24 protein-coding genes are annotated in these 21,247 nt (G+C 65.7%); 19 read left to right on the top strand and 5 right to left on the bottom strand.

Annotated features, from left to right (window positions below; all coding sequences use genetic code 11):
* Window positions 1-7: 7 nt before the first annotated feature.
* From AC3WOB_RS09445 to AC3WOB_RS09435, 3 genes are read right to left on the bottom strand one after another with little or no spacing between them, the layout of a single operon-like run.
* Entirely contained in the window at window positions 8-793 is a 786-nt protein-coding gene (locus AC3WOB_RS09445; protein WP_013392219.1) for an N-acetylmuramoyl-L-alanine amidase, read from the bottom strand.
* A gap of 3 nt (window positions 794-796) precedes the next feature.
* The gene (locus AC3WOB_RS09440; RefSeq protein WP_013392220.1) at window positions 797-1,507 is read right to left on the bottom strand and encodes an SAM-dependent methyltransferase; all 711 of its coding nucleotides are present in this window, start codon (window positions 1,505-1,507) and stop codon (window positions 797-799) included.
* Entirely contained in the window at window positions 1,504-2,106 is a 603-nt protein-coding gene (locus AC3WOB_RS09435; protein WP_013392221.1) for a Maf-like protein, read from the bottom strand. The genes AC3WOB_RS09440 and AC3WOB_RS09435 overlap by 4 nt, the downstream gene beginning before the upstream one ends.
* A 181-nt stretch (window positions 2,107-2,287) precedes the next feature.
* Between AC3WOB_RS09435 and AC3WOB_RS09430 the strand changes: the two genes are divergently transcribed.
* The 19 genes from AC3WOB_RS09430 (at window position 2,288) to AC3WOB_RS09340 (ending at window position 19,130) form a co-directional block, all read left to right on the top strand.
* Window positions 2,288-2,836 (top strand): YceD family protein, encoded by a 549-nt coding sequence (locus AC3WOB_RS09430; protein ID WP_013392222.1) that lies wholly within the window; start codon window positions 2,288-2,290, stop codon window positions 2,834-2,836.
* A gap of 52 nt (window positions 2,837-2,888) precedes the next feature.
* Window positions 2,889-3,071 carry a 50S ribosomal protein L32 gene (rpmF, locus tag AC3WOB_RS09425; protein ID WP_013392223.1) on the top strand — a complete coding sequence of 61 codons (183 nt, stop codon included), beginning with the start codon at window positions 2,889-2,891 and terminating at the stop codon, window positions 3,069-3,071.
* A 59-nt stretch (window positions 3,072-3,130) separates the two neighbouring features.
* Entirely contained in the window at window positions 3,131-4,198 is a 1,068-nt protein-coding gene (plsX, locus tag AC3WOB_RS09420) for a phosphate acyltransferase PlsX (RefSeq protein WP_013392224.1), read from the top strand.
* Window positions 4,198-5,184: a beta-ketoacyl-ACP synthase III gene (locus AC3WOB_RS09415; RefSeq protein WP_013392225.1), complete on the top strand. Its 987-nt coding sequence runs from the start codon at window positions 4,198-4,200 to the stop codon at window positions 5,182-5,184. Before plsX ends, AC3WOB_RS09415 begins: the two co-directional genes overlap by 1 nt.
* A 97-nt stretch (window positions 5,185-5,281) precedes the next feature.
* Window positions 5,282-6,217 carry an ACP S-malonyltransferase gene (fabD, locus tag AC3WOB_RS09410; RefSeq protein WP_013392226.1) on the top strand — a complete coding sequence of 312 codons (936 nt, stop codon included), beginning with the start codon at window positions 5,282-5,284 and terminating at the stop codon, window positions 6,215-6,217.
* A gap of 4 nt (window positions 6,218-6,221) precedes the next feature.
* Window positions 6,222-6,974: a 3-oxoacyl-ACP reductase FabG gene (gene fabG, locus AC3WOB_RS09405; protein ID WP_013392227.1), complete on the top strand. Its 753-nt coding sequence runs from the start codon at window positions 6,222-6,224 to the stop codon at window positions 6,972-6,974.
* Window positions 6,975-7,189: 215 nt separating this feature from the next.
* Window positions 7,190-7,429, top strand: coding sequence for an acyl carrier protein (acpP, locus tag AC3WOB_RS09400; protein ID WP_003813816.1), 240 nt, complete (start codon window positions 7,190-7,192; stop codon window positions 7,427-7,429).
* Window positions 7,430-7,621: 192 nt separating this feature from the next.
* Window positions 7,622-8,851 carry a beta-ketoacyl-ACP synthase II gene (gene fabF / locus AC3WOB_RS09395; protein WP_013392228.1) on the top strand — a complete coding sequence of 410 codons (1,230 nt, stop codon included), beginning with the start codon at window positions 7,622-7,624 and terminating at the stop codon, window positions 8,849-8,851.
* 1 nt (window position 8,852) lies between these two features.
* Window positions 8,853-9,347 (top strand): hypothetical protein, encoded by a 495-nt coding sequence (locus AC3WOB_RS09390; RefSeq protein WP_492274814.1) that lies wholly within the window; start codon window positions 8,853-8,855, stop codon window positions 9,345-9,347.
* Window positions 9,344-9,943, top strand: coding sequence for an RNA polymerase sigma factor RpoE (rpoE, locus tag AC3WOB_RS09385; protein WP_013392230.1), 600 nt, complete (start codon window positions 9,344-9,346; stop codon window positions 9,941-9,943). The genes AC3WOB_RS09390 and rpoE overlap by 4 nt, the downstream gene beginning before the upstream one ends.
* Window positions 9,944-9,955: 12 nt before the next feature.
* Window positions 9,956-10,465: a sigma-E factor negative regulatory protein gene (locus AC3WOB_RS09380; protein WP_013392231.1), complete on the top strand. Its 510-nt coding sequence runs from the start codon at window positions 9,956-9,958 to the stop codon at window positions 10,463-10,465.
* On the top strand, window positions 10,465-11,547 hold the full coding sequence (locus AC3WOB_RS09375; protein ID WP_013392232.1) for a MucB/RseB C-terminal domain-containing protein: 1,083 nt from the start codon (window positions 10,465-10,467) through the stop codon (window positions 11,545-11,547). The genes AC3WOB_RS09380 and AC3WOB_RS09375 overlap by 1 nt, the downstream gene beginning before the upstream one ends.
* A 40-nt stretch (window positions 11,548-11,587) precedes the next feature.
* Entirely contained in the window at window positions 11,588-13,072 is a 1,485-nt protein-coding gene (locus AC3WOB_RS09370) for a DegQ family serine endoprotease (protein WP_013392233.1), read from the top strand.
* Window positions 13,073-13,271: 199 nt separating this feature from the next.
* Window positions 13,272-15,065, top strand: a complete 1,794-nt coding sequence (gene lepA / locus AC3WOB_RS09365) for a translation elongation factor 4 (protein ID WP_013392234.1) — start codon at window positions 13,272-13,274, stop codon at window positions 15,063-15,065.
* A 22-nt stretch (window positions 15,066-15,087) separates the two neighbouring features.
* Window positions 15,088-15,972 (top strand): signal peptidase I, encoded by an 885-nt coding sequence (lepB, locus tag AC3WOB_RS09360; RefSeq protein ID WP_492274813.1) that lies wholly within the window; start codon window positions 15,088-15,090, stop codon window positions 15,970-15,972.
* Between the two features lie 2 nt (window positions 15,973-15,974).
* Entirely contained in the window at window positions 15,975-16,736 is a 762-nt protein-coding gene (gene rnc / locus AC3WOB_RS09355; RefSeq protein WP_013392236.1) for a ribonuclease III, read from the top strand.
* Entirely contained in the window at window positions 16,733-17,623 is an 891-nt protein-coding gene (gene era, locus AC3WOB_RS09350) for a GTPase Era (protein ID WP_013392237.1), read from the top strand. Before rnc ends, era begins: the two co-directional genes overlap by 4 nt.
* On the top strand, window positions 17,616-18,203 hold the full coding sequence (recO, locus tag AC3WOB_RS09345) for a DNA repair protein RecO (protein WP_207470133.1): 588 nt from the start codon (window positions 17,616-17,618) through the stop codon (window positions 18,201-18,203). The genes era and recO overlap by 8 nt, the downstream gene beginning before the upstream one ends.
* 18 nt (window positions 18,204-18,221) lie before the next feature.
* Window positions 18,222-19,130 carry a LysR family transcriptional regulator gene (locus AC3WOB_RS09340; RefSeq protein WP_492274812.1) on the top strand — a complete coding sequence of 303 codons (909 nt, stop codon included), beginning with the start codon at window positions 18,222-18,224 and terminating at the stop codon, window positions 19,128-19,130.
* 17 nt (window positions 19,131-19,147) lie between these two features.
* On the opposite strand, the gene AC3WOB_RS09335 is transcribed toward AC3WOB_RS09340, so the two are convergent.
* Both AC3WOB_RS09335 and AC3WOB_RS09330 read right to left on the bottom strand, forming a co-directional pair.
* The gene (locus AC3WOB_RS09335; RefSeq protein WP_492274811.1) at window positions 19,148-20,245 is read right to left on the bottom strand and encodes a pyridoxal-phosphate dependent enzyme; all 1,098 of its coding nucleotides are present in this window, start codon (window positions 20,243-20,245) and stop codon (window positions 19,148-19,150) included.
* Between the two features lie 3 nt (window positions 20,246-20,248).
* Window positions 20,249-21,229, bottom strand: a complete 981-nt coding sequence (locus tag AC3WOB_RS09330) for a M14 family metallopeptidase (RefSeq protein WP_492274810.1) — start codon at window positions 21,227-21,229, stop codon at window positions 20,249-20,251.
* Between the last annotated feature and the right edge of the window lie 18 nt (window positions 21,230-21,247).

The raw sequence follows: 21,247 nt of genomic DNA, 5'->3' as shown, positions 1-21,247 counted from the left end.
GCCGGTTCTACAACATCGCCAGCATGATGGCGGCGGTTTCGGCGTCGGGCTGGCCGTCGTACAGCGCCGGCCGGTAGTGCATCTGGAAGGCGGCCAGTGCGCCGATCGTGGCTGGATCCAGCGCGCCGTCCTGCGGGCAGGCGTAGCCCAACCGCGTCAACTGCTTCTGGAACCACGCCACGTCGGGGGCGCCCTGGATCTGCAGGCGCGCAAGGTGCTCGGCGGCGCCGGTTTCGTCATACCAGCGCCCGATTCCCGACGCGGCCAGGGCTTTCCAGGGGAAAAGGGGGCCAGGGTCGACCTTGCGCTGCGGGGCGATGTCGCTGTGGCCCACGATGTTTTCGGGCGCGATGCCGTGGCGCTGCGCAATATCGCGTACGAGTATGGTCAGCGCGCGCAATTGCCGGTCGTTATAGGGGTGCCAGACGGGCTTGCCGTCCGTGCCCTCCGTCCAGCCTGGATTGACGATTTCTATGCCGATGGACGTGCTGTTCATGGCGATGTTGCCGTACCAGGAGCTGGCGCCGGCGTGCCAGGCGGCGCGGCTCTCGTCCACCAGCCGGTAGACGTGTCCAGCGTCGTTGACCAGATAATGGGAGCTGACCTTGCCCTTGGAGAGCAATTCCATCGAACGGGCGTCGTCGACGCTGGTGTAGTGCAGCACGATGCTGCGTACCCGGCTGGCCTGGCTGACCGCGGTGATCGAAGTGTCCAGGTCCAGGCCGGCGGGGCCGCGCGCGGCGCACCCTGCCAGGATGGCCGCGGCAAGCGGCGCAAGAATCAGGCGGCGCATGGGTCAGCGCGCCAGGAAGAGGAACAGCGTGGGCAGCTTGTCGAGCTGGGGCGCTGGCTGCTTTTTCCAGTCGGCCACGCTGCGGGTGACGATCCATTCGTCGACGGTCGTGACCGAGCGCGCCACGCACAGCTTGGTGTCGCCTTTCAGGCTGGCCAGCAGCGTGGCGAACATGGCGGCGTTGCGATAGGGGGTTTCGATCAGCAGTTGGGTCTGGTTGTGCTTGGCCGAGTGCTGTTCCCAGGCGCGCAGCTGCTTGGCGCGTTCCGCCGGATCCACAGGCGCGTAGCCATGGAAGGCGAAGCGCTGGCCGTCCAGTCCGCTGGCCATCAGGCCCAGCAGGATGGAGGATGGGCCGACCCAGGGCTTGACGGCGATGCCCAGGCGGTGAGCGGCGTCCGCGACCTTGGCCCCCGGATCCGCGACGGCGGGGCAGCCGGCCTCGGAAACCAGGCCGATTTCCGCGCCCTTGAGCGCAGGCTCCAGCCAGGCCTTGATCTGGGCGGCGTCGACCTTGTCGTTCAGGGTGTGGATGGTGATTTCCTGCAGCGGCCGGACGGTGCCGATCAGCTTGAGGAAGGCGCGGGCGGTCTTGGCGTTTTCGGCGATATAGGTGTCCAGCCGGCCCGCCAGGGTGCGGACCTCGGCGGGTAGCCAGCGCTCGGGCGGGGCTTCGCCCAGGCCGACCGGGATCAGGTGCAGCGCGCCGCTCATGCGGCGGCTCCAGGGGCGTCCAGCGGATCCAGGCCGAACTGCGTCAGCATGCGAGTTAGTGCGATCAGCGGCAGGCCGATGATGGCGGTGGGGTCGTCGCTCTGGATGCTCTCCATAAGCGCGATGCCCAGGCTTTCCGCCTTGGCGCTGCCTGCGGTATCGTAGGGTTCCTCGGCGCGCAGATAGGCCTCGATGGCGCCGTCCGTCAAATGGCGGAAACGGCAGCGCGTGACAATGTCGGCTTTTTCCACCCGTTGGCCGTCGGTGACGGCCAGGGCGCTGTGGAATTCCACGATTTGACCCGACAAGGCCCGCAATTGCGCCAGGGCGCGCGGGAAATCCCCCGGCTTGCCTATGGGCTGTCCGTCCACGGTGGCCACCTGGTCCGAGCCGATCACGATGCTGCCGGGATGCTTGGCTGCGACCGCCATGGCCTTGGCCACGGACAGGCGCAGCGCCAGGGCTTCCGGCGTTTCGCCGGACTGTGGCGTTTCGTCTACATCGGGGGAAATCGCCGTGAAGGGCAGGCGCAGGCGGGACAGCAGTTCTTTGCGGTAACGCGAGCTGGACGCGAGGATCAGGCTAGGCTTTGAAGGCATGCGATATTTGACGTTAATGCGTAAGTCACAGTATTATCTAACGTTTTGCGGGATTTTTGCATGGCTGGGCGTTAAGCCCGCTGCGGCGGGTGGTTAAACCCACTGCATACAGGCGCATGCACAACCCCGCGAATGCAAAGGACTGAACATCAAGCGCATCGATGCATACGCATTTGCCCACATGGGCAAGGAAGCGCAAGGAACCATACCTCTTGTGCGGTTTACGCGCGCGGTTGACGGGCTACCCGAACAACCGCTGGGCGAGGCCGGGCTGGTGACGTGGTCCGTGCGCGGCGAAATGGGTAAATCCGGCCTCTTGCTGGGCCGGCCGCTGCTGCATGTCCATGTTCAGGCGAATCCGGTTCTGGTGTGTCAGCGGTGCAATGAACCGTTTGTGTATCCGATCGACAGCGAAGTCCTCTTGCAGCTGGTCAAGTCCGAAGCCGATCTCGACGACGATGCTTCCTATGGGGAGTCATCCGGCGAGGACGACGAGGACGAAGAAGGAAATGGTTTTGTGTCCAACCTGCCTGAAAAGGTGGTGGGTTCGCATCATTTTGATCTGCTGGCCCAGATCGAAGATGAGCTCATTCTGAGCGTTCCGTATGTGCCCAAGCATGATGTATGCCCGGGCGCGCTGGCCAAGGTCAGCGAAGCTTCTCCCGAGGAGCCCGCTGTCAAGCGTCCGTCGCCGTTTGCGGTGCTGGAACAACTGAAGCACAAAGATTGAGATCAACATCGGGCCGCATCGCGTACAATGCGCCCCGTTTCTAGGAGTCATCATGGCCGTTCAACAAAACAAGAAGTCCCCGTCCAAGCGCGGTATGCACCGCTCGCACGATTTTCTGGTGAACCCGCCGACGGCGATCGAACCCAACACGGGCGAAGCGCATCTGCGTCACCACATCAGCCCCAACGGCTTCTACCGCGGCCGCAAGGTCCTGAAGACCAAGGCCGACGAATAAGGCCCCCGGGCCGAACTCGTACTCGGACCATTTCGGCTGAGCGCTGATACCTGGCACCCGTGATACGCATCGCCATAGACTGTATGGGCGGAGACTTCGGTCTGCCCGTCACGATTCCGGCTGCGATCGAGTTCGCCCGGCAATTTCCGGATACCCGGCTATTGCTGGTCGGGCTTCCCGACGCTATTGAAGCGGCGCTCTCCGAGCACCGTGGGGTAGCGCGCGATCGCATTGAAATCGTGGCGGCTTCCGAAGTCGTCACCATGGACGACCCGGTTGAGGTCGCCCTGCGCCGCAAAAAAGACTCCTCCATGCGCCTGGCCGCCCAGTCCGTCAAGGACGGGCGCGCCGACGCCTGCGTTTCCGCGGGCAATACCGGCGCGTGGATGGCCATTTCACGCTATGTGCTCAAGACGCTGGACGGCATAGACCGCCCCGCGATCGCCACGTCCATTCCGAACCAGACGGGCCGCGCCACCACGGTGCTGGACCTGGGCGCGAATGTGGACTGCACGGCCGAGCACCTGCTCCAATTCGCCATCATGGGCGCCGCGCTGTCGCAGGCGGTGGACCATCGCGAGCGTCCCTCCGTGGGCTTGCTCAATATCGGCGAAGAGGTCATCAAGGGCAACGAAGTCGTCAAGGAAGCCGCCGAGCTTCTTCGAAGCAGCCCGCTCAACTTCTACGGCAACGTGGAAGGCAATGACATATTCAAGGGCACGGTCGACGTCGTCGTCTGCGACGGTTTCGTCGGCAACGTCGTGCTCAAGTCCGTCGAAGGGCTGGCGAAGATGTTGTCCAGCGTCATTCGCGAAGAGTTCAAACGCAATCTGATCACGCTGCTGGCCGGCGCGGTGGCCAAGCCGGTGCTCAACCGCCTGCGCACCCGCGTCGACAACCGCCGCTATAACGGCGCCGCCTTGTTGGGCCTGCGCGGCGTGGTCATCAAGAGCCATGGTTCCGCGGACGTCTACGCCTATGGATTTGCGTTGCAGCGCGCCCGCGAAGCCGTAGTGAGTAAACTGCTGGAGCGCACCGCCGAGACGGTCGCTCAGATTACCAAGCGCGTTCAGTCTGGCGAGGGCCCAACGGCATCGCCGCCGAACGTGGCTGGGGACACCGCTTGATGGATACCGCAATGAAATATTCCGTGATCGCGGGCACCGGCAGCTTCCTGCCGGAACGCGTGGTTTCGAATGACGAACTGGCGGCGGAACTGGCGACGCGCGACATCGCCACTTCCGACGAATGGATCGTCGAGCGCACCGGCATCCGCCAGCGCCACCTGGCCGAACGCGGCGTGACCACCAGCCAGCTTGCCACCGAGGCCTCGCGCCGCGCGCTGGCCGACGCGGGCGTGGACGCGTCCGAGGTCGACCTGATCGTGCTGGCCACGTCGACTCCTGATTTCGTGTTCCCGAGCACCGCCTGCATCGTGCAGGCCAATCTCGGCGCCAAGGGTTCGGCGGCATTTGACGTGCAGGCCGTGTGCAGCGGTTTCGTCTACGCCATGACCACCGCCGACAGCTTCATCCGCGCCGGCCGCGCGCGCTGCGCGCTGGTCATTGGCGCCGAAGTCTTCTCGCGCATCCTGGACTGGAACGACCGCGGCACCTGCGTGTTGTTCGGCGACGGCGCCGGCGCCGTGGTGCTCAAGGCGTCCGACAAGCCCGGCATCCTGGCCGCGCAATTGCACGCCGACGGCAGCCAGGCCAAGATCCTGAACGCCGCGGGCAACGTCGCCTATGGCGACGTGACCGGCGATCCGTTCCTGCGCATGGACGGACAGGCTGTGTTCAAGCAGGCCGTCACGGTGCTGGACCGTTCCGCGCGCGATACCTGCGCCGAAGCGGGCGTCGAGATCGCCGACGTCGATTGGCTGATCCCGCACCAGGCCAACGTGCGCATCCTGAATTTCCTGGCGCGCAAGCTTGCCGTGCCGGTCGAGAAGGTCGTCGTCACCGTCGACAGCCACGCCAACACCTCGGCGGCCAGCGTGCCGCTGGCCCTGGATGCCGCGCGCCGCGACGGCCGCGTCAAGCCGGGCCAGTTGATCCTGATGCAAGGCGTGGGCGGCGGATTCACCTGGGGCTCGGTACTGGCCCGCATGTAAGGGCGCGCTCCGGCGTGGCGTGGCGCATGCGCCGCGGCCGCCGGAACGATGTGCCTGGCATTCCACACAGACACTGAATCAATCCATACGGTCCATCATGAAAATCGCTTTTGTCTTTCCTGGCCAAGGTTCCCAAGCTGTCGGCATGCTGGACGCCTGGTCCGGCGTCGCGGCCGTCACCGACACCGTGGCGCGGGCCAGCCAGGCGCTGGGGCAGGATCTGGGCGCGCTGATCGCGCAGGGTCCCGCGGAACAGCTCAACCTGACCACCAATACCCAGCCCGCCATGCTGACCGCCGGCGTCGCGATGTACGCGGCCTGGTGTGCCGCAGGCGGCCGCAAGCCCGATGTCGTGGCCGGCCACAGCCTGGGCGAGTACGCCGCATTGACGGCTGCGGGCTCGCTCGCGCTCGAAGACGCCGTGCGCCTGGTGCGCGTGCGCGCCGATGCCATGCAGGCTGCCGTGCCGGTGGGCACCGGCGCCATGGCCGCCATCCTGGGCCTGGACGACGACGCCGTGCGCGCAGCCTGCGAGGCCGCTGCCCAGGGCGAGGTCGTCGAGGCCGTGAACTTCAACGCGCCCGCGCAGGTCGTGATCGCGGGCCACAAGGCCGCGGTCGAGCGCGCCTGCGAGCTGGCCAAGGCCGCGGGCGCCAAGCGCGCGCTGTTGCTGCCGGTGTCCGCACCGTTCCATTCCAGCCTGCTCAAGCCCGCCGCCGAAGTGCTGGCCGGCGCGCTGGCTGGCGTGACGGTGTCCGCGCCGCAAGTGCAAGTGATCAACAACGTCGACGTGGCTTCGCCTGTCGAACCCGGGGCAATCCGGGATGCGCTGGTGCGCCAGGCATGGCATCCTGTGCGCTGGGTTGAAACCCTGCGCGCGATGAAGGCGCAGGGCGTCACGCACATCATCGAATGCGGTCCCGGCAAGGTGCTGGCCGGCCTGACCAAGCGCATCGACCCCGAACTCACGGGCATGGCCATTACCGATCCTGCTTCGCTTGAAGCCGCGTTGGCCGCCGTCAACGGAAATTAAGAACATGGACAACACCTCGATCGAACTGCAGGGCAAGATCGCGCTGGTGACCGGCGCCACGCGCGGCATCGGCCGCGCCATTGCCCAGGAACTGGCTGCGCGCGGCGCCACGGTCGTCGGCACCGCTACCTCCGAATCGGGCGCTGCCGCCATCACCGAAGCGCTGGCGCCGTTGGGCGGCCGTGGCGTGGTGCTGGACGTGACCGACGCCGCTGCCTGCGATGCGCTGATCGATGCGCTGGGCAAGGAAGGCGGCGGTCCCCATATCCTCGTCAATAACGCCGGCATCACCCGTGATACGCTGGCAATGCGCATGAAGGACGAGGACTGGTTGGCGGTCATCGACACCAATCTGGCTTCGGTTTTCCGCCTGTCGCGCGCCGTGCTGCGCAACATGATGAAGGCCCGCTGGGGACGCATCATCAACGTCACGTCGGTGGTAGGTTCCAGCGGCAACCCCGGCCAGGCCAACTACGCGGCCGCCAAGGCCGGCGTGGCTGGCATGTCGCGCGCCCTGGCGCGCGAGCTGGGCAGCCGCAACATCACCGTGAACTGCGTCGCCCCCGGTTTCATCGATACCGACATGACGCGCGCGTTGGGCGAAAATCAGACTGCGGCTCTGTTGCAGCAGATTCCGCTCGGCCGCCTGGGTTCGCCCGCCGACATCGCCCACGCAGTGGCGTTTTTGTCCGGACCGCAGGCGGGTTACATTACCGGCACCACCCTGCACGTCAACGGCGGGATGTACATGCAATAAGTCACGAATCGCGCGTAGGCGGCCAGTTCCGCCGCGCCGCCGCCGGACTCGATCGGCGCGGCAACGCGAGATTCAACCGGAAACGCCGCACACCGGTTTCCTGCGCCACTCCCGGCGACAGATCAAGTGCGCGGTGTTATTTTTCTCACGGCCAGGCGTCGCAAAACTCAGCGCTTGGCTATAATTCGCGGGATTTTTCCCATTTGGAGATCTGCATGGAAAGCATCGAACAGCGCGTCAAGAAGATCGTCGCTGAACAACTTGGCGTCAACGAAGCCGAGATCAAGAACGAATCCTCCTTCCTTGACGACCTCGGTGCCGATTCGCTCGACATGGTCGAACTGGTCATGGCGCTCGAAGACGAATTCGAGACCGAGATCCCCGACGAAGAGGCCGAAAAGATCACGACCGTGCAACAAGCGATTGACTACATCAATTCGCACGGCAAGCAGTAAGCTGGGCTTTTACCCTTCTGGTTGCCTCGCGACATCCGTCGCAGCCAACCGGGAAATCGGGGCGGTTTCAGGAATTTGCCGTGTGGTCCGCATGCGGGAAGGGCGTAGTCAAGCCCGACCCGCTTTCGTGTGGACCGCACGTGCAGCGCATCCCGAAAACCGCCTTTCTTTTGTCTGTTTGAGGAGTCATCCGTGAAGCGACGTGTCGTCATCACTGGCCTGGGTATCGTTTCTCCCGTCGGGAACGACTTGACCACCGCTTGGGACAATATCGTCAACGGACGTTCTGGCATCAGCCGCATCACCCGTTTCGATCCCTCGGCCATCACCACGCATATTGCCGGCGAAGTCAAAGACTTCGACATCAGCACCTATATCTCGGCCAAGGAAGCCCGCCAGATGGATACCTTCATCCATTACGGCCTGGCCGCCGGGATGCAGGCATGGCGCGATTGCGGCCTGGAAGTCACCGAAGCCAACGCAGAACGCATCGGCGTGATCGTGGGTTCCGGCATTGGCGGCCTGCCGCGCATCGAGGAAACCCAGGTCGAATACCTGGCCAAGGGTCCGCGCCGCATTTCGCCGTTCTTCGTGCCCGGTTCGCTGATCAACCTGATCTCCGGCCATCTGTCCATTACCTATGGCATGAAGGGTCCGAGCTACGCCGTGGTGTCGGCTTGCACCACCGGTCTGCATTGCATTGGCGATGCCGCGCGCCTGATCGAGTACGGCGATGCCGACGTCATGGTGGCTGGCGGCGCCGAATCGACCGTGTCGCCGCTGGGCATCGGCGGTTTCGCCGCCATGCGCGCCTTGTCGACCCGCAATGACGATCCTGAAACGGCTTCGCGTCCCTGGGACCGCGACCGCGACGGCTTCGTGCTGGGCGAGGGCGCAGGCGTACTGGTGCTGGAAGAGTACGAACACGCCAAAAAACGCGGCGCGCGCATCTACGGTGAGCTCGCGGGCTATGGCATGAGCTCGGACGCGCACCACATCACGGCTCCCGACAAGGACGGCCCGCGCCGCGGCGTGTTGAACGCGCTGCGCAACGGCGGCTTGAACGCGGAAGACATCCAGTACGTCAACGCCCACGGCACCTCGACGCCCCTGGGCGACAAGAACGAGACCGATGCGCTGAAGCTGGCTTTCGGCGACCACGCCAAGAAGCTGGTGGTCAATTCGACCAAGTCCATGACCGGGCACCTGCTCGGCGCGGCCGGCGGCATCGAGGCGGTGTTCACCACTCTGGCGGTCTACAACCAGGTGTCGCCGCCCACGATCAACATCTTCAATCAAGATCCGGAATGCGATCTGGATTACTGCGCCAACGAGGCGCGGCAGATGAAGATCGACGTCGGCCTGTCCAACTCGTTCGGCTTCGGCGGCACCAACGGCTCGATGGCCGTTCGCCGGGTCTGATTTGGACGAGCCGTTCGGGGGACGCTGGGCGTTGCGCGTGCCTGTCCTGCGGCCAAAAAGTGCCACGGCGTTTTTTGGCCTGGCGCTGGCCGCCGCTGGCGGCAGCGCGCTAATGGCCGCGTCCTGGCACGGCATGGCATGGGCGGCGGGCACGGCGATCGCGCTGCTGCTGGTCCTGGCCGGGCTGTTACACTCGGCACGGAGCAGCCTGTCCCCTGTATCCGCCTTGCGCGCGGCAGCCGGGGAAGGGCGCTGGCAGGTACGCCTGCCGCAAGGCTGGCAGGACGCGAGACTGTTGCAGGAACAGCGCGGTCCGCGCTGGCTGACGCTCACTTTGCAGCTCTTGCCCACCGGGAGTACGGCCTTTACCAACAGCACAATTACCCTCATCGTCTGGCAGCGGACGTTGCGACCTGAGTCCTGGCGGCGCCTGTGCCTGCTCGCCGGCGCGGCGCGTCCCGCCCGTCCGGCGGCCCGCATGCGGGAGGCGTCATGAGCGAGCGCGAAGTCGACGCTGAGCTTGTCGCGCGCGTCCAGCGGGGCGACAAGAAGGCTTTCGACCTGTTGGTGCTCAAGTACCAGCGCAAGATTCTCCGCCTCTTGGCCCGCATGATCCGCGACCCCTCGGAGATCGAGGACGTGGCCCAGGAGGCCTTCATCAAGGCCTACCGCGCTTTGCCCCAGTTTCGGGGCGAGAGCGCCTTTTACACTTGGTTGTACCGGATCGCCATCAATACGGCGCGCAACTGGCTGGCCTCGCAGGGCCGGCGCCCCAGCGCGCCCAATGCGATAGAAACGGAAGACGGTGAAACTTTTAACGAAACCGACAACCTAACCGATATAAGCACGCCGGAATCCATGGTCGCCAGCCGCGAAATCGCCGAGACGGTGAACGCGGCTATCGAGGAATTGCCTGAAGAATTGCGCACCGCAATTGTCCTGCGTGAAATCGAAGGTATGAGTTACGAAGACATCGCCCAAAGCATGGATTGCCCTATCGGTACGGTGCGCTCCCGCATTTTTCGTGCGCGTGAAGCCATTGCCGTCAAGTTGCGTCCGTTGCTAGGCACCGATGCCGAGCGTCGCTGGTAAGGAGTGGCAGTCATGCAAACAGCAGCCAAATCCGTTGTGATCGCCGAGGCCTCCTGGGAGGAATCGGTTTCCGCCTGGATGGACGGAGAAGAATCCGACGACATATTTCCCGGTTTGTTGTCCCGCGAGGGGCGCGAGACCTGGGACACCTATCATCTGATCGGTGATTCCCTGCGCAACGCCGATCTGGCGCTGACCCCCAGCGCGGCCTTCCAGGCCCGCCTGGCACGGGCGCTGGACGCGGAATTGCCCATTGTTGCGGCGCCTCGGCGCCGCTCGCCATTGCGGGTCGGCCTGTCCGGCCTGGCCGTGGCCGCGGCGGTCGCGACCGTTGCCTGGGTGGCGCAGCCTTACCTGACCGGCGAACCGGCCACTGAGGTGCGCGTGCTGGCTGATGCCAGCACCACGCCGGCTGCGAGCGCCGAGGATACGGGCCTGCGCGACTATCTGGAGGCGCATCGCCAGATGGCCGGCCCCAGCGCCGTGCGCCAGGTGTCCTTCGACACCGGAGTGGGGCGCTGATGGCGTTGGTGCTTCCCTCGCGTTGGCCGGTGCTGGGTCGGGCCGCCACGCTGCAGGCCCACCGCGCCGGCTGGTTTGCCGCCACGCTCCTGACCGCTTTCCTGGCCGCGCATGAACCCGCGCGCGCGGCCGATGCCGCGCCTGCGGCCGCCGACGACGTGGTCCAGCTGCTGACCCGTATCCAACAAGCCGCCCGCAAGCAGGACTACGCGGGCGTCTTCATGTACCAGCAGGGCGAAACGATCCAGTCCTCGCGCCTGGTGCACGTCATGGACGGCACCGGCGAGCGCGAACGCCTGGAAATCCTCGACGGCCAGCCGCGCGAGTACCTGCGTCACAACGAAGACGTGCAGTGCCTGATCCCCGAGCGCAAGACGGTGCTGCTGGAGCGCCGCCGCGGCGATCGCTTCCCCGGCTTGCTGCTGGGAGAAGCGGCGAATCTGTCCGAGTTCTACAAGATTCGCGCCGAATCCGCGCTGCACCGCGTGGCCGGGCGGGAGTGCCGCCTGATCACGATTGAACCGCTGGACAAGCTGCGCTACGGTTACCGGCTGTGCGCGGATGTCGAAACCAATCTGCTGCTCAAGGCCCAGACGCTGAATGCGGCCCGCGGCGTGGTCGAACAAGTCTCGTTCACCTCGCTGCGGTTGGGCCCGGAAGTCGATCCCCAGTTGCTGACCTCGCGCTGGAGCACGCGCGACTGGAAGGTGCTGGAACCCTCGATGAAGCCCGTGGACCTGGCCGCCCAAGGCTGGCGCATTCCGGCGCCCAAGGGTTTCAAGCCGGTCATGCAGGTTGCGCGTTCGATGGGCAAGGGCGTTACGGTCAACCAGATGGTATTGTCCGATGGACTGGCGGCCATTTCCGTGTTCATCGAACCCTACGACAGCCAGCGCGGTCACCGTCCTCCCCACGGCGCCGCGCAACGCGGGGCGATCACCGTCTATGGCACGCGCATCGCTGATTTCTGGCTGACCGCCGTGGGCGAAGTGCCCGTCGCGACGCTGGAACAGCTGGCGCAAGCCACTGAATATGTGCCCGCCGCGCCTGCGGCAGCAACGCCCCCAGCTGAGCCCAAGTGATCGGCCAGCTGCGGCAAGCAGCAATTTCGGAGTAACACTTATGAAAGCAATGACAGTGTCGAATGCATTTTTCCGGCGCTTTCTGGTGGCGGCCGCGGCCAGCGTCATGATGGCCGGCGCCTACGTGCCTGCTGCTGTCGCTCAGGCGTCGGCGGCGACGCTGCCTGATTTCACGAGCATTGTCGAAAAGGCCGACCCCGCGGTCGTCAACATCCGCACCACGGCCACGGTGCCGGTGCGCGGCATGGGGCCTGGCGGCGGCAATGATCCCTACGAACTGTTCCGCTGGTTCTTCGGCCCCGAATTCCAGCCTCCCGGCGGCGGCCAACCCGGCCCGTCGCAACGCCAGCGTCCGCAGCCTTCCCAGCCTGAAGAGCGCACCGTGCCGCGCGGCGTGGGTTCCGGCTTCTTCATTTCGGACGACGGCTACATCCTGACCAACAACCACGTGGTGGTGGACGCGACGGACATCTACGTCACGCTGACCGACGGCCGCGAGTTCAAGGCCAAGGTCATCGGCACGGATGAACGCACCGACGTCGCGCTGATCAAGATCGAAGCCAAGGACATGACGCCGCTGGTCATCGGCGATCCCAAGAAGCTCAAGAAGGGGCAGTGGGTGCTGGCCATCGGTTCGCCGTTTGGCCTGGATTCCACCGTGACCTCCGGCATCGTCAGCGCCATCGGCCGCGATACCGGCGAATACCTGCCCTTCATCCAGACTGACGTGGCGGTCAACCCGGGCAACTCGGGCGGTCCGCTGATCAATCTGCAGGGCGAGGTGGTGGGCATCAACTCCCAGATCATTTCGCGCAGCGGCGGCTTCATGGGCATTTCGCTGGCGATCCCGATCGACGAAGCCATGCGCGTCGTGGACCAGCTGCGGGCTACCGGCAAGGTCACGCGCGGCCGCGTCGGCGTGCAGATCGGCGAAGTGGGCAAGGACGTGGCCGAAGCCATCGGCCTGCCCAAGGCCGAGGGCGCGCTGGTCAGCAGCGTGGAAGCCGAAGGTCCCGCCGAGCAGGCTGGCGTGCAGCCGGGCGACGTGATCCTCAAGTTCAACGGCGAACCCATCAAGCGCTGGTCCGATCTGCCGCGCATCGTGGGTGAAACCAAGCCCGGCACGCGCGCCGACATGGAAGTGTGGCGCAAGGGCAAGAACCTGACCCTGTCGGTCAAGGTCGGCGAAATCCCGACCGAAAAGGCCGCCAACGCCAGCAAGAAGGGCGCGGCGCCGGTGCCGGAAGTCACCAATGCGCTGGGCCTGGGCGTGGTCGACGTGCCGGCCGACGTGCAGAAGAAGCTGCGCATCAAGGGCGGTGTCCAGGTCAAGGTGGCCGAAGGCGCTGCCGGCAAGGCCGGCCTGCAGGAAGGCGACATCGTGTTGGCCCTGAACGACACCGACGTCACGGGCGCCAAGCAGTTCGGCGAACTCGTGGCCAAGCTGGACAAGGGCCGCGCGGCCGGCCTGCTGGTGCGCCGCGGCGACCAGACGCAGTGGGTGGCGGTGCCGGCATCGAAGTAATGCCGGGCCCGTCCCCCGAGTTCGCAGAAAAAAGGCTCAAGACCGGCTAAAATGGCTGGTTGCCGCAAGAGGGGGCGCATGGCGCCCCCTTGTTTTGCCCGGGCCAGGCCCGTTGGCACCCTCCTCGTCAGCCGTGCGTATTCCGGCGGCGGTGTCTTCCGGCCCCGTGCCGAGTGTTCCGTCCCTTATAACTTCAAGCATGCAGCATATTCGCAACTTCTCCATCATTGCCCACATCGATCACGGCAAATCGACCCTGGCCGATCGCCTGATCCAGCGCTGCGGCGGATTGGCGGATCGCGAGATGTCGGCGCAGGTCCTCGATTCCATGGAAATCGAGCGCGAACGCGGCATCACCATCAAGGCCCAGACCGCGGCCCTGCACTACAAGGCGCAGGACGGCAAGGTCTACAACCTGAACCTGATCGACACCCCGGGACACGTGGACTTCTCGTATGAAGTCAGCCGTTCCCTGTCGGCGTGCGAAGGCGCGCTGCTGGTGGTGGATGCCTCGCAGGGCGTCGAAGCGCAGACCGTGGCCAATTGCTACACCGCCATCGAACTGGGCGTGGAAGTGCTGCCCGTGCTGAACAAGATGGACCTGCCGCAGGCCGATCCCGATGGCGCGCGCCAGGAAGTCGAGGACGTGATCGGCATCGACGCGTCGCAGGCGGTGCTGGCCAGCGCCAAGACCGGCATGGGCATCGACGAGATCCTGGAAATGGTCGTCGCCCGCGTGCCGCCCCCCAAGGGCGATCCGGACGCGCCGCTGCAGGCGCTCATCATTGATTCGTGGTTCGACAACTACGTGGGTGTGGTGATGCTGGTGCGCATCATCAACGGCGTGCTCAAGCCCAAGGACAAGATCCTGCTGATGGCCTCGGGCGCGACCCACCTGTGCGAACAGACTGGCGTGTTCACGCCGAAGTCGCAGCAGCGTCCGCATCTGTCGGCGGGCGAGGTCGGTTTCATCATCGCCGGCATCAAGCAGCTGGAAGACGCCAAGGTGGGCGATACCGTCACCCTGGCCAACAAGCCTGCCGCCACGCCGCTGCCCGGTTTCAAGGAAGTGAAGCCGCAGGTGTTCGCGGGCCTGTATCCGGTGGAAAGCTCCGAGTACGACCAACTGCGCGATTCGCTCGACAAGCTCAAGCTGAATGACGCCGCCCTGATGTTCGAGCCGGAAGTGTCGCAGGCCTTGGGCTTCGGCTTCCGTTGCGGCTTCCTGGGCCTCTTGCACATGGAAATCGTGCAGGAACGCCTGGAGCGCGAATTCGACATGGACATCATCACCACCGCGCCGTCGGTGGTGTATGAGGTCGAGCAGCGCGACGGTTCGGTGATCACGGTGGAAAGCCCGTCGCGCATGCCTGAAGTGGGCAAGATCGCAGACATCCGCGAACCCATCGTGAAGGTCACGCTGTTCATGCCGCAGGACTACGTGGGTCCTGTGATGACGCTGTGCAATAACAAGCGTGGCTCGCAAGTCAACATGAGCTACCACGGTCGCCAGGTGCACCTGGTGTACGAGATCCCGCTGGCCGAGATCGTGCTGGACTTCTTCGACAAGCTGAAGTCGGTGTCGCGCGGCTATGCCTCGATGGACTACGAGTTCCTGGAGTACCGCTCGGCCGACGTGGTGCGCGTGGACCTGCTGATCAACAACGACCGCGTCGATGCGCTGGCCGTGATCGTCCACCGCAGCAACGCGCGCCATCGCGCCCGCGACGTGGTCACGCGCATGCGTGGCCTGATTCCGCGCCAGATGTTCGACGTGGTCATCCAGGCCGCCATCGGCGCTGAAATCATCGCGCGCGAAAACGTCAAGGCGCTGCGCAAGAACGTGCTGGCCAAGTGCTACGGCGGCGACATCTCGCGCAAGAAGAAGCTGCTGGAAAAGCAGAAGGCCGGCAAGAAGCGCATGAAGCAGGTGGGCAGCGTGGAAATTCCGCAGGAGGCGTTCCTCGCCATCCTGCAAGTGGAAGACAAATAGAACCCGAAAAGGCGGTTAGCTGATGAGTTGGAACTTTGCCCTGATTCTTTTTGTTTTGCTGGTGTTGACCGGCATTATCTGGGTGCTTGATCTGGCAGTGCTGCGCAAGGGCCGCGAACGCCGGGCCCAGGCGGCAATGGCGCAATACGATACGGCCCTGGTCGGCGACGCCCAGGAAGCCGAGCGCCTGCGCCGCGAAGCCGGCGACGCCGCGCGCCGCATGCCGTGGTGGATCGAATACGCCGTCAGCTTCTTCCCGGTGATCCTGTTCGTGTTCATGCTGCGCTCGTTCGTGGTCGAGCCGTTCCGCATCCCGTCGGGTTCCATGTTGCCGACCCTGCAGTCGGGCGACTTGATCCTGGTGAACAAGTTCAGCTACGGCCTGCGCCTGCCGGTCATCGACAAGAAGATCATCGAGGTAGGCAAGCCCCAGCGCGGCGACGTGTTCGTGTTCCGCTACCCCGTGGATCCGGACGTCGACTACATCAAGCGTGTGGTTGGCCTGCCGGGCGACGAGATCGCCTACCTGGACAAAAAGCTCTACATCAATGGCGAATTGGTGCCGCATGTACGCGACGGCGACTACTTCGAACCGGACCGTGTCTCGTATATTGCGCAATATAAAGAGAAGTTGGGCGAAGTTGAGCACAAAATCCTGCTGGATGAGGGCAAGCCGCAGGAGTACAACGCGATGTGGCAATTTCCCAACCGCCAGAACTGCCAATACAGCCGTAATGGGGTACGCTGCAAAGTACCCGAGGGGCAGTTCTTCGCCATGGGCGATAATCGGGATAACAGCGCCGACAGCCGATACTGGGGCTTCGTTCCGGAATCCAATATCGTCGGGCGCGCGTTCTTCATCTGGATGAATTTCAGCGATCTCAGCCGCATCGGCCGCTTCAACTGATTATGTCGCTAGCCACGCTAGAAAACCGCCTGGATCACCACTTCAGTGATCCGGCATTGCTCGAACAGGCGCTGACGCATCGCAGCCACGGCGCGCGCCACAACGAGCGCCTGGAATTCCTGGGGGATTCCGTGCTGAACTTCGTCGTTGCGGCGATGCTGTTCGAGCGCTATTCCAAAATCGACGAAGGCGATCTGTCGCGCCTGCGCGCCAATCTGGTCAAGCAGGCCTCGCTGGCGGACATCGCCCAGCGGCTGGAGCTGTCGCAGTACCTGCGCCTGGGCGAAGGCGAATTGAAGAGCGGCGGCTTCCGCCGTCCTTCCATCCTGGCGGACACGGTCGAGGCCCTGTTCGGCGCCGTGTTCCTGGACGCGGGCTTCGATGCCGCGCGCCGCGTGATCGTGCGCCAGTACCAGCCGGTGCTGGCCTCGGTCGATCCCAAGACCCTGGGCAAGGATGCCAAGACCTTGCTGCAGGAATTCCTGCAGGGCCGCAAGCTGGCGCTGCCGCTGTACACGGTGGTGGCCACGCATGGCGCGGCCCACAGCCAGCAGTTCGAAGTCGAATGCGCCATTCCGGCGCTCGAGATCAAGGTGATGGCGCCCGGCGCCAGCCGCCGCGCCGCCGAGCAATCGGCGGCCAAGCTGGCGCTGGAGGCCGCATTGGCCGTCAGCCCGGCGACCAAGGCTGCCCGCAAGTCGGGCAAGGCGCGCAAAACCGCGCAATTGTCGCTGCCGGTGGCAGTGGCTCAAGAGACTAAATGAGCGATACCCCTTTTCGTACCGGCTTCGTCGCCATCGTGGGCCGCCCCAATGTGGGCAAGTCCACCCTGACGAATGCCCTGATCGGTTCCAAGATTTCCATCGTGTCGCGCAAGGCGCAGACCACGCGCCACCGCATCCACGGTGTGCTGACGCGCGAGCACGAACAGTTCGTGTTCGTCGATACGCCCGGTTTCCAGACCCGCCACGGCGGCGCCATGAACCGCATGATGAACCGCGTGGTCACGCAGGCCCTGGCCGATGTGGACGTGGTGGTGCATGTGGTGGAAGCCGGCAAATGGTCCGAAGGCGACGCCAAGCTGCTGCCGCTGCTGCCCGCGCCCGAACGCACCATCCTGGTCGTGTCCAAGATCGACGCGCTGAAGAACCGCGACGACCTGTTCGCCTTCGTGTCCAAGATCATGGCGCTGCATCCCTACGGTGCGGTGGTGCCGGTCAGCGCCACCAAGAAGCAGCAGCTGGATCAGTTGTTGGAAGAGATCGCGTCGCGTCTGCCGGAAGGCGAGGCGATGTTCGAGGAAGACACGCTGACCGACCGCCCCATGCGCTTCATCGCCGCCGAACTGGTGCGCGAGAAGATCTTCCGCCTGGTCGGCGACGAGCTGCCCTACGGCTGTACCGTCGTCATCGAGCAATGGGAAGAGACCGCCAAGGGCGCCAGCATCAACGCCTGCGTGGTGGTCGAACGCGACAGCCACAAGCCCATTCTGTTGGGCACGGGCGGCATGCACATGAAGCGCATCGCCACGGAGGCGCGGCAGGACATCGCCAAGCTGCTGGACAAGCCGGTGCACCTGGAGGTCTACATCAAGGTGCGCAAGGGCTGGTCCGACCGCGAGGGTGCGCTCCGCGATCTGGGCTATGAGTAGAAGGGCGCCTCGCGTCCAGGATCGCCCCGGATATATGTTGCACGCCACCGCGTGGCGTGAGACTTCCCTTATCGTTCAGACTTTCTCGCGCGATCATGGCTGTGTGGCCATGGTCGCCAAAGGCGCCAAGCGCCCGTACTCCGTGCTGCGTCCGGTGCTGTCCGCGTTCCAGCCGCTGCTGCTGTCGTGGACCGGCAACGGCGAGGTCAAGACCCTGACCCGCGCCGAGATCGCCGGCATCCGACCGCTGACCGGCACCGCGCTGATGTCGGCCTGGTACATGAACGAGCTGCTGCTGCGGCTGCTGCCGCGCGAAGACGCCCACCCGCTGCTGTACGACGCCTACGACTTCGCCTTGCAACAGTTGTCCGGCGGCACCCGCGCGGCGGGAGCGCTGCGCCGCTTCGAATGGACTTTGCTGCGTGAAACCGGCTATGGCGTGGACGAAGCGCCGCCCGATTTCGACGACCCAGCGATCGAGCCGGCGCTACGTCGCGACCTGCGCGAACGGCTGGCCGAAATCCTGGCGGGCCGGCCCTTGTCGACCCGCCGCGTGTTGATGGACCTGCAGCGCATCTGAGCGCATCGCGACCCGGCCATGACCTTCACGCTCAAGCAGGTCGAGACCTTCCGCACCGTCTATGAAACGGAAAGCGTCACCGCCGCCGCCAGGCGGCTGGACGTGTCGCCCGCCACCGTCAGCGCGACCCTGGCCGCGCTCGAAGCCAGCATCGAGCTGCGCCTGTTCGAGCGCGTGCGCCAGCGCATGCAGCGCACGCCTGAAGCGACCTTGCTCTATGAAGAAATCCGCCGCTTGAACGTCGGCCTGGAAAGCCTGGGCCGCAAGATCCGCGCGATCCGCGGCGCGGCGCAGCCGCGGTTGCGCGTCGGTTGCATCCATGCCTACAGCGGCGCGATCATCAGCGACACGATTGCGCGCTTCCGGACCCGCTATCCGGACACCGGGCTGTATCTGCAGATCCGCGACTCCAACACCTTGCGCGACATGGTGGTGTCGGGCGAACTCGATCTGGCGGCAGTCGCCGACGAGTCCGAACTGGAAGGCTTGCGCGGGCACCGGCTGGCCAGCCTGCGCGCCGTGGCGGTCTTTCCCAAGGGCCATCCGCTAGCGAGGCTGGAACAGGTGGAGTTTTCGCATCTGGCTGATGCGGACGTGATCGCCCTGAATGCCGAGGACGGTTCGCGCAAGCGCCTTGATGTGCTGCTGGCGCAGGCGGGGCAGAACCTGAAGGTGGCCATCGAAACGCCATACTCAAGCACGGTGTGCCAATTGGCGCTGGCAGGGCACGGCGTGGGCATCGCCAATCCGGCCACGGCGGTCGGCATGGCGGCGGCTGGCCTGAGCTATCGCCCGCTGGCCGCGCCGGTGCATTTCGAATGCCACATGATTCTGCACGGCAGCCGCCCCTTGTCCGAAGCCGGCAAGTTCTGGGCGACCTGCCTGCGCGGCGCGTTGGCGCCGCTGGTGGACAGCTTCGGCGTCTAGCGTCCTGTGCCGGGACGCTAGCCGCGGCGTCCGTCCGAGGTCACGATCAGCACGACCGAAGATTCCGCGTCCAGCAGGCCCGAGCGCCGCAGCCGGGACACGGCAGCCAGCGCCGCGGCCGACGACAGCTCGGTCGCCAGACCCATGCGTTCCAGCCGCTGCTGCGCTTGCGCGGCCGCCGCGTCTGATACTTCCACGGGCGTGCCGCCGGATCGCGACAGAGCTTCCAGCGACTGCAGCGTGCTGGTGCTGCCCGCGATCGAATACTGGTCCGTCACGCCGTCCCATTGCTTGCGCGCGTCGCCTGTCGCGCGGGCGCGCGACAGGCGGGCGTACGGTTCCACCGCATGCAGCCGGGGCAGGCGGGCGATCCGTCCGCTTTGCAGCAGATGCTGCCAGCCCAGGAAGATGCCCCACAGCAGGTCGCCGCGCGCGGTAGGGACGACGATGTCGCTGGGTACGCCGCAGGCTTCCAGGATTTCCAGCGCAATGGGCTTGTAGCCTTCCACGCCGTAGGGATGGGTGCCGACGGGCGGATTCAGATAGTTGGTGCCGGCGAAGGCGCCGTGATTGCGGCACAGGTCCTCGACATGGGGCCAGCGGCTCAGGCTGTCCTCGAAGGCGGTCAGCCGGGCGCCGAAGCGCTGCATGGCCTCACGCTGCAAGGGCGGGCAGTTGGTGGTGATGGCGATGTCGGCCTCCAGCCGCGCGGCGGCGCAATAGGCGGCCAGCGAGACCCCGGCATTGCCGCTGGACGCGGCCGCCACGCGGGTGGCGTCCGCCAGGCGCGCGCGCGACACCAGTTGGGCCGCCATGCGGTCCTTGTGGCTGCCGGTGGGATTGGCGCTTTCGCATTTCAGCCAGAGCTGGCCTATGCCCTCGGTCTGCGCCAGCGCGGGCATGGCGAGGCAGGGAGTGGCGCCTTCGCCCAGCGTGACGGCGTCCAGCACCGGCAGGGGCATGGCGTCGTCCGTAGATGGTTCGTAGAGGCATTCCAGGCCGGCGGGGTGGCCGGCTTCCAGGCAGCTGGGGCAGCCTTCGGGGTAATCGGCGGGCGGCCACAGGCTGGCGCAACGGATGCAGCGCAGGCCGGACAAGCTAGGGTTCATCTGCATGTGTCAGTACTTCGAAGCGAGGGAATCGAGGGGCAGGGCGGGCGCGACCTGCAGCAGGCAATCGCCGTCGTCGCTGCGGGCGATGGCGCGCAGGCAGACCACGGTGCCGGCCTGCGGACTGGTCAGGGCTCGCGGCGGCAGGTCGGGGCGGGCGGGTTCGATCAGTTGGCCGATGCGCTGGCGCGCGCCGACCATTTGCCCCAGTCCGATGGCAGGCACGAACACGCCGGCTTCGTGGGCGCGCACGGTGGCGGTGGGAGCGTCCAGGTCGTAGAGGCGGACTTCGGGGTTTAACGCCGGGGGCCGGTCTGGCAGGAGGCCCAGTTCGCCCAGGCAGCCCAGCAGGCCGTCGCGGCAGCGGTCGACCAGCGCCTGGCTGGTTTCGCGCCCGCCGCCGATCTCGGCGCTCAGGCGCAACACTCCATGACGGCTGGCGGCGGCCGGCATCGAGCCGGACTCGGTGCCGCGGAAAAACATGCAATCGGGCAGCCCGAAGGCGCGCGCCAGGGCGGGCAGGCGTTCATCATAGGCATCGTTGCCGTAACGCGTGATCACCGAGGACGGCAGGTAGCGCAGCGACGCGCCGCCGCTGTGCACGTCCACCAGCGCCTGTATGCGGGGCAAGAGCCGGGCCTCCAGCGCGGCCGCCACGCTTTCGGTGTAGCCGCGCGCGGGGGCGCCCAGGAAGGCGCGATTCAGATTGCCGTCGTCCGAGGGCGACAGGCGCGTGCCGGCCAGCGAGGCTTCGGCGTTGGCCGCGGGCAGCAGATAGACCGTGCCGCGCCGCAGGATGCCGGGCAGCAGGCGCCATAGTTCCAGGATGGCGGCCTGGCCTTCCCATTCGTCGCCATGCACGCCCGCCATCAAGGCGACGGCGGGGCCTGGCCCCGCCTCGATCCGCAGCATCGGAATGGTGACGCGCCGGTAGGCCGAGGCGTTGGTCGCGGCGGCGCAGGAGAAGTCCTCGCGGCTTACCGTGGCCATGCGGTGGCTCCTGCGGAT

This window comes from Achromobacter sp. FW305-C-30-7 (assembly GCF_058783105.1).
This window is presented reverse-complemented; position numbering and strand designations above follow the sequence as displayed.

Coding starts and splice junctions, on each gene's coding strand:
- lepB (WP_492274813.1), top strand. CDS start 15,088: ATGAGTTGGAACTTTGCCCTGATTCTTTTTGTTTTGCTGGTGTTGACC.
- AC3WOB_RS09340 (WP_492274812.1), top strand. CDS start 18,222: ATGACCTTCACGCTCAAGCAGGTCGAGACCTTCCGCACCGTCTATGAA.
- AC3WOB_RS09445 (WP_013392219.1), bottom strand. CDS start 793: ATGCGCCGCCTGATTCTTGCGCCGCTTGCCGCGGCCATCCTGGCAGGG.
- rnc (WP_013392236.1), top strand. CDS start 15,975: ATGTCGCTAGCCACGCTAGAAAACCGCCTGGATCACCACTTCAGTGAT.
- AC3WOB_RS09380 (WP_013392231.1), top strand. CDS start 9,956: ATGCAAACAGCAGCCAAATCCGTTGTGATCGCCGAGGCCTCCTGGGAG.
- lepA (WP_013392234.1), top strand. CDS start 13,272: ATGCAGCATATTCGCAACTTCTCCATCATTGCCCACATCGATCACGGC.
- AC3WOB_RS09440 (WP_013392220.1), bottom strand. CDS start 1,507: ATGAGCGGCGCGCTGCACCTGATCCCGGTCGGCCTGGGCGAAGCCCCG.
- era (WP_013392237.1), top strand. CDS start 16,733: ATGAGCGATACCCCTTTTCGTACCGGCTTCGTCGCCATCGTGGGCCGC.
- fabD (WP_013392226.1), top strand. CDS start 5,282: ATGAAAATCGCTTTTGTCTTTCCTGGCCAAGGTTCCCAAGCTGTCGGC.
- rpoE (WP_013392230.1), top strand. CDS start 9,344: ATGAGCGAGCGCGAAGTCGACGCTGAGCTTGTCGCGCGCGTCCAGCGG.
- AC3WOB_RS09375 (WP_013392232.1), top strand. CDS start 10,465: ATGGCGTTGGTGCTTCCCTCGCGTTGGCCGGTGCTGGGTCGGGCCGCC.
- AC3WOB_RS09415 (WP_013392225.1), top strand. CDS start 4,198: ATGGATACCGCAATGAAATATTCCGTGATCGCGGGCACCGGCAGCTTC.
- AC3WOB_RS09370 (WP_013392233.1), top strand. CDS start 11,588: ATGAAAGCAATGACAGTGTCGAATGCATTTTTCCGGCGCTTTCTGGTG.
- rpmF (WP_013392223.1), top strand. CDS start 2,889: ATGGCCGTTCAACAAAACAAGAAGTCCCCGTCCAAGCGCGGTATGCAC.
- AC3WOB_RS09335 (WP_492274811.1), bottom strand. CDS start 20,245: ATGCAGATGAACCCTAGCTTGTCCGGCCTGCGCTGCATCCGTTGCGCC.
- fabG (WP_013392227.1), top strand. CDS start 6,222: ATGGACAACACCTCGATCGAACTGCAGGGCAAGATCGCGCTGGTGACC.
- recO (WP_207470133.1), top strand. CDS start 17,616: ATGAGTAGAAGGGCGCCTCGCGTCCAGGATCGCCCCGGATATATGTTG.
- acpP (WP_003813816.1), top strand. CDS start 7,190: ATGGAAAGCATCGAACAGCGCGTCAAGAAGATCGTCGCTGAACAACTT.
- AC3WOB_RS09435 (WP_013392221.1), bottom strand. CDS start 2,106: ATGCCTTCAAAGCCTAGCCTGATCCTCGCGTCCAGCTCGCGTTACCGC.
- AC3WOB_RS09330 (WP_492274810.1), bottom strand. CDS start 21,229: ATGGCCACGGTAAGCCGCGAGGACTTCTCCTGCGCCGCCGCGACCAAC.
- AC3WOB_RS09430 (WP_013392222.1), top strand. CDS start 2,288: ATGGGCAAGGAAGCGCAAGGAACCATACCTCTTGTGCGGTTTACGCGC.